At 62.5% G+C, this 4,912-nt stretch carries 7 protein-coding genes; 3 read left to right on the top strand and 4 right to left on the bottom strand.

All coding sequences use genetic code 11. From position 1 onward, the window contains the following. The 3 genes from WC739_RS24570 to WC739_RS24560 all read right to left on the bottom strand — a co-directional run. Nucleotides 1–526: FAD-dependent monooxygenase (locus WC739_RS24570; protein WP_372955590.1), on the bottom strand; the 526-nt coding region annotated here is incomplete at its 3' end. Continuing rightward, on the bottom strand, nucleotides 523–708 hold the full coding sequence (locus tag WC739_RS24565; RefSeq protein ID WP_372955589.1) for a hypothetical protein: 186 nt from the start codon (nucleotides 706–708) through the stop codon (nucleotides 523–525). The genes WC739_RS24565 and WC739_RS24570, both read right to left, overlap by 4 nt. 188 nt (nucleotides 709–896) lie before the next feature. Beyond that, on the bottom strand, nucleotides 897–1,658 hold the full coding sequence (locus WC739_RS24560; protein ID WP_372955588.1) for a GGDEF domain-containing protein: 762 nt from the start codon (nucleotides 1,656–1,658) through the stop codon (nucleotides 897–899). A 161-nt stretch (nucleotides 1,659–1,819) separates the two neighbouring features. Between WC739_RS24560 and WC739_RS24555 the strand changes: the two genes are divergently transcribed. Continuing rightward, a complete protein-coding gene (locus WC739_RS24555; RefSeq protein WP_372955587.1) occupies nucleotides 1,820–2,539 on the top strand; it encodes a pyrimidine 5'-nucleotidase in 720 nt (239 codons plus the stop codon). Nucleotides 2,540–2,615: 76 nt separating this feature from the next. Here WC739_RS24555 and WC739_RS24550 read toward each other — a convergent pair whose 3' ends face one another. Further along, entirely contained in the window at nucleotides 2,616–3,461 is an 846-nt protein-coding gene (locus tag WC739_RS24550) for an LOG family protein (protein WP_172221278.1), read from the bottom strand. Between the two features lie 177 nt (nucleotides 3,462–3,638). Between WC739_RS24550 and dapD the strand changes: the two genes are divergently transcribed. Continuing rightward, nucleotides 3,639–4,493: a 2,3,4,5-tetrahydropyridine-2,6-dicarboxylate N-succinyltransferase gene (gene dapD, locus WC739_RS24545; protein WP_372955586.1), complete on the top strand. Its 855-nt coding sequence runs from the start codon at nucleotides 3,639–3,641 to the stop codon at nucleotides 4,491–4,493. A 13-nt stretch (nucleotides 4,494–4,506) separates the two neighbouring features. After that, nucleotides 4,507–4,912, top strand: a 406-nt coding sequence (locus tag WC739_RS24540) for a DUF805 domain-containing protein (RefSeq protein ID WP_372955585.1), incomplete at its 3' end; no start/stop codon positions are given.

Below are 4,912 nucleotides of genomic sequence, written 5' to 3'. Positions count from 1 at the left end.
AGGTGTTGAGCACGACGGCGATGTTCCTGCTCTTGTCGAGTTCATCGGCGTATTTCTCGCCGAAGCGCACCGCCGGGCTCTTGATCAGCTGGATCCAGCGGATGTCGTCCGAGATCGGCACATCGGGCCGGAAGGCGGGAAGTTCGAGGATGTCGTGGACCTCAGGCAGATAGGGCTCGATGTCGGCGCGGCTGATCGGCCAGCCGGTATCGGGAGCCCAGGACTTCGGCTCGAAGTCCTGCTTGTCGAGGACGCGGCACCAGCCGGCCCAGTGGTTCGAGCTGCCGCCCATGAAGCGCAGCCGGGTGATGTCGAGGTCGAAATAGAAATCGCCAACCGTGGTGCCGCGATAGAAGTCCTGCGATTCGTCGCTGAATTCCCGCGAGCCGGCTTCCAGCACCACGACCTGGATGCCGGCGGCGCCGAGCTTGCGGGCAATGGTGGTTCCCGCCGGACCTGAGCCCAGGATACAGACCTTGGGTTTGAAGTTGGCGGCGCGAAACGCCTCATAGCTGTCGAAGATCATGCCAGGTCACTCCGCTTCAGGATCCAGCCATTGACCTCGACGATTTCGTTCGGATCGGCATGGGGCCGATCAATTAAGGAGGCGTCCGCATGCGGCGGCGCTCGAAACAGCGAAAGGGCAGGCAGTGCGATCAGCGCCTGCACGATCGTGCGGCGGGGCATTTTCTTTTTGAAGAAACTCATGACAGGTCTCGCGGGTAGGGGCCTCGATCCGCGTATGGCATTCCCTGAACGGCACACGCATGATCGTGAACGCCAATATCGTGCCAGACTGGGCTACAAAGCAGTGAAAACACGCGTGTCCGGCCCGGCCGGATGCAAACAGGGTTAGGAATTTCTTAACAGCCGGGGTGTGCTATTGCGCGGCCCCGTCATGCGGCCGCGGGGATGTCGGCGTCGAGGATCGTCAGGTTGCGGCCCCGGTGCTTGGCCTGGTAGAGGCGGCGGTCAGCAGCACGCATCAGGTCCGATACATTGGCTTCCTCTGCGCAGAGGGTGCCGCCGATGCTGACGGTGAGCGGGATGGTTCGCTCATCGACGGGCCGGAAGCGGATCAGCTCGACCTCGCGGCGGATGCGCTCGGCAACGCGCTTGGCTTCCTGTTCCGTGGCGCCGATCAGATACGCGGCGAACTCCTCGCCGCCGATGCGGCCAAGGATGTCGCCGCCGCGCACGCCGCGCTCGATCGCGCTGGCGATCAGCAGCAGCGCCTCGTCACCGGTGAGGTGGCCGAAGCTGTCGTTGATCTTCTTGAAGTGGTCGGCGTCGATGATCAGCAGCGCGCCGCGATCGGACTTGCGGCGCGAGCCATCGAGCGCGGCGAAGAAGCTTTCGCGGTTGAGCATGCCGGTCATGTCGTCTCGGCTCGCCTTTTCCTGCAGGCGGCGATGGGCGGCGGCGAGCTGGGCGTGCGCCCGGGCGAGCTCGCGATGAGCGCTCTTCAACCTGTCGGTTTGCCAGAAGGTGCTGGCGCTGGCGACCCATGCCAGGACCAGCGGGCAGACCGTCGAACTCAGCCAGATTGTGCGGCTGACCGGAAATCCCATCGCGGGGACGACGATCAGCGTCAGCAGGAGGGAGGCGGCGACGGAGATGAAAGCGACGGCGGCGGATTTCAGAAGTATGCTAGTCATCGCGTGCTCCCATGGACCGCCTCTGTGCCAGCAAGCCCTGAATGCCACCTTTCCCGAATGCCTAAAATTTGAACCGTAAAGCCATTTCAGCCGGTTCGGACCCGGCTAGCTTGTGGATAAACTCCTCTTCCGGATTATCCGTTTCATGCCATAAGGATGGCATGACGACGCTCCCTGATCCCGCCCGCTTCGCCCATGTCACCGACTGGGTTTTCGACCTCGACAACACGCTCTATCCGCACCATTCGAATCTGTTCTCGCAGATCGACGTCAAGATGACCGCCTATGTCGGCGAGCTGCTGTCGCTGTCGCGTGACGATGCGCGCAAGCTGCAGAAGGAGCTGTATCGCGACTATGGCACGACGCTGAACGGGCTGATGACGCGCCATGGCATCGACCCCGACGATTTCCTAGAAAAGGTGCATGACATCGACTATTCGTGGCTGGTGCCCGACCCGGTTCTCGGCACCGCCATCCGCCAGCTTCCCGGCCGCAAGTTCATCTTCACCAATGGTGACCGAAAGCATGCCGAACGCACCGCGCGCCAACTCGGCATCCTCGATCATTTCGACGATATCTTCGACATCGTCGCCGCCGGGCTCAATCCCAAGCCGGCGCGCCAGACCTACGAGAAGTTTGCCGAGCTCCACGCCGTCACCGGTCACAATGCGGTGATGTTCGAGGATCTTGCGCGCAACCTGTCGGTGCCGAAGACGCTCGGCATGACCACGGTGCTGATCGTGCCGCGCAATTTCGAGCCGACCTTCTCCGAAATATGGGAGCGCGATGCCGCGCAGGAAGACGACGTCGATTTCGTCACCGACGATCTGGCGGGGTTCCTGACGGCGATTGTGGAGGGGGCAGAGGAATTGGAGAATTGAGGAATTTACGAAAAGGAGGGTCGGATCGTTCTTCCGTTCATCAATTCATCAATTCATCAATTCTCCAGTTCCCGCCCTACTCTCCTAGCTTGTAGAACCGGCTGATGATGCCCCAGGCCTCGTCGGCGGTATCGACGAAATCGATGATGTCCTGGTCGCCGGGGCTGATCGTGCCCTGCTCGGCGAGGAAGTCGAGATCGATCGCCCGTTTCCAGAACGACTTGCCAAACAGGATCACCGGCACGCGTTCCATGCGCCCGGTCTGGATCAGGGTCAGCGTCTCGAAGAATTCGTCCATCGTGCCGAAGCCGCCTGGGAACACCGCCACCGCCTTGGCGCGCATGACGAAATGCATCTTGCGGATGGCGAAATAGTGGAAGTTGAAGCAGAGTTCGGGCGTCACATAGATGTTCGGCGCCTGCTCATGCGGCAGCACGATGTTGAGGCCGATCGACGGCGCGCCGACATCGTCGGCGCCGCGGTTGCCCGCTTCCATCACGCCAGGACCGCCGCCGGTGACCACGACATATTCGCGGTAATACGACGCCGCGGACTGCCGCGAGCACAGCCGGGCGAATTTGCGCGCCTCCTCGTAATATTTGCTGTTCTCCTCGAGGTTCTTCTTCTGCGTCTCGTTCTTGGCCGCCCAGGCTTCGCCGCCGGGCTCGGGCAGGCGCGCGCCGCCGAACAGGATCACCGTCGACCGGATGCCGCGCTCGGCGAGGATCATCTCCGGCTTCAGCAATTCCAGCTGGAGCCGAACTGCGCGCAATTCGCGCCGCGTCATGAAGTCGGGATCGTTCCAGGCCAGCCGGTAGGTTTCGGCCCGTGTCTGCGGCGTATCCGGCACGCTCTTCGACCGCTCAAGGTCCTCGTCCGAATGCGGCAGCGGAGTCCAGCCCGCCTTTTCCATGGGAGTCATATGTCTATCCGTCCAATTCTTTCACTTGCGTCGTCCCGTGACGCACCCGCGATTGACCCCCATTGAGCCTTAACATAAGCAAGGTCCGCGAAAGGCAATGGCCTGCCGGGGGTCCGCGCGACTTTCAAAAACACGTTAGGGCGCAGCCCCTTAACAGCTTGGTAATGGAGCGAATTCATGTCGAAGCCCGATCTGGCGAGCCTCGAAAAGACCATCGAAAAGGCCTTCGAGGAACGCGACACGATTTCGACGGCGACGCGTGGCGAAACGCGCGACGCCATCCTGTCGGCGCTCGACCTTCTCGACCAGGGCACCGCCCGCGTCGCCGAGCGCCAGGCCGACGGCAAGTGGCACGTAAACCAATGGCTGAAGAAGGCGGTGCTGCTGTCGTTCCGGCTCAACCCGATGGAAATCATCAAGGGCGGCCCCGGCGAGGCGGTCTGGTGGGATAAGGTGCCGTCGAAGTTCGACGGCTGGAGCGCCGTCGATTTCGAGAGGGCGGGCTTCCGTGCCGTGCCCTCGTCGATTGTGCGTCGCTCGGCCTATGTCGCGCCGGGCGTCGTGCTGATGCCCTCCTTCGTCAATGTCGGCGCCTTTGTCGATACCGGCACCATGGTCGACACCTGGGCGTCGGTCGGGTCTTGCGCGCAGATCGGCAAGAACGTGCATCTGTCGGGCGGCGTCGGCATCGGTGGCGTGCTGGAGCCGATGCAGGCCGGTCCGACCATCATCGAGGACAATTGCTTCATCGGCGCGCGCTCAGAAGTGGTCGAGGGCTGCATCGTGCGCGAGGGGTCTGTGCTCGGCATGGGCGTCTTCATCGGCCAGTCGACCAAGATCGTCGACCGTGCCACCGGCGAGGTCTTCTATGGCGAGGTGCCGGCCAATTCGGTCGTCGTCGCCGGGTCGCTCCCGGGCAAGCCCTTGCCCAATGGCGAGCCGGGCCCCAATCTCTATTGCGCCGTCATCGTCAAGCGCGTCGACGCCAAGACACGGTCCAAGACGTCGATCAATGAATTGCTGCGCGATTGATCTTTGCCGGAAATTGATCTTTGCCGGAAACGGACGCACCCTCCCGCCGGCGTGGCAATGGGCCGCGCCGGTTCAACATGGAGGGGAGGACTGGACGTATCTGCTCACGAGTTTTAATGGTCGCATCAACCGTGCCAAGTTCTGGGCCGGCATCGGTGTATTCATCCCTATCGGCATTGTCGCCCTCATTCTCGATACGATCCTCGGCACGCGTTTCAACACCGGGGGCGGCGCCAAGGTCGGCATCATCGGCTCGCTCGCCGGGTTGGCATCGATCTATTTCGCGATTGCGCTCTACGCCAAACGCTGGCACGACCGGGACAAGTCGGGCTGGTGGACGCTGATCGGCCTCGTACCTGTGATCGGCGGCATCTGGCTGCTGGTCGAACTCGGCTTCCTCGAAGGCACCAGGGGTGCCA

The organism is Mesorhizobium sp. (assembly GCF_041661565.1).
Classification (GTDB): Bacteria; Pseudomonadota; Alphaproteobacteria; order Rhizobiales; family Rhizobiaceae; genus Mesorhizobium.
Note: the sequence above shows the minus strand (reverse complement) of the source record. Positions and strands in the feature narration are given on the sequence as shown.

Coding starts and splice junctions, on each gene's coding strand:
- WC739_RS24555 (WP_372955587.1), top strand. CDS start 1,820: ATGACGACGCTCCCTGATCCCGCCCGCTTCGCCCATGTCACCGACTGG.
- WC739_RS24565 (WP_372955589.1), bottom strand. CDS start 708: ATGAGTTTCTTCAAAAAGAAAATGCCCCGCCGCACGATCGTGCAGGCG.
- dapD (WP_372955586.1), top strand. CDS start 3,639: ATGTCGAAGCCCGATCTGGCGAGCCTCGAAAAGACCATCGAAAAGGCC.
- WC739_RS24560 (WP_372955588.1), bottom strand. CDS start 1,658: ATGACTAGCATACTTCTGAAATCCGCCGCCGTCGCTTTCATCTCCGTC.
- WC739_RS24550 (WP_172221278.1), bottom strand. CDS start 3,461: ATGACTCCCATGGAAAAGGCGGGCTGGACTCCGCTGCCGCATTCGGAC.